This window comes from Psychrobacter sp. 1U2, from assembly GCF_051847575.1.
Genome location: NZ_JBPYDC010001856.1, coordinates 1 through 510 on the forward strand (window position 1 = coordinate 1; position 510 = coordinate 510).

Annotated in this window: 1 protein-coding gene; it reads left to right on the forward strand. The window is 50.8% G+C overall.

Annotated features, from left to right (window positions below; all coding sequences use genetic code 11):
* A partial coding sequence (locus tag ACS8FD_RS24790; RefSeq protein WP_439277797.1) for a homocysteine S-methyltransferase family protein occupies nt 1–510 on the forward strand: 510 nt, incomplete at both ends.

The window sequence follows — 510 nt, forward strand, 5'->3', positions numbered from 1 at the left end:
CGTGAAGCTGCTGATGAATTTACCGCTAAAACCCCTGATAAGCCGCGCTTTGTCGCAGGGGTCATCGGGCCCACTTCACGCACCTGTTCGCTATCGCCTGATGTCAATGACCCCGCCTTTCGTAACATTACCTTTGATGAGCTGGTGCTTAACTACCGTGAGGCGACGCTGGCGTTAATAGAAGGCGGCGTCGATATCATCTTGATTGAGACCATCTTTGATACGTTAAATGCTAAAGCGGCGATATTTGCTATCACCGGCGTGTTTGACGATATCGGTTTTGAATTACCAATTATGATTTCGGGGACGATCACTGACGCCTCAGGCCGTACCCTATCTGGTCAGACAGCTGAGGCGTTTTATAACTCGATTCGTCACGCTAAGCCGCTATCAGTCGGCTTTAACTGTGCGCTCGGTGCTGATGCGCTGCGCCCGCATATTCAGACGCTATCGAACATCGCCAATACGTATGTCTCAGCGCATCCAAATGCAGGCTTGCCCAATGAGTTT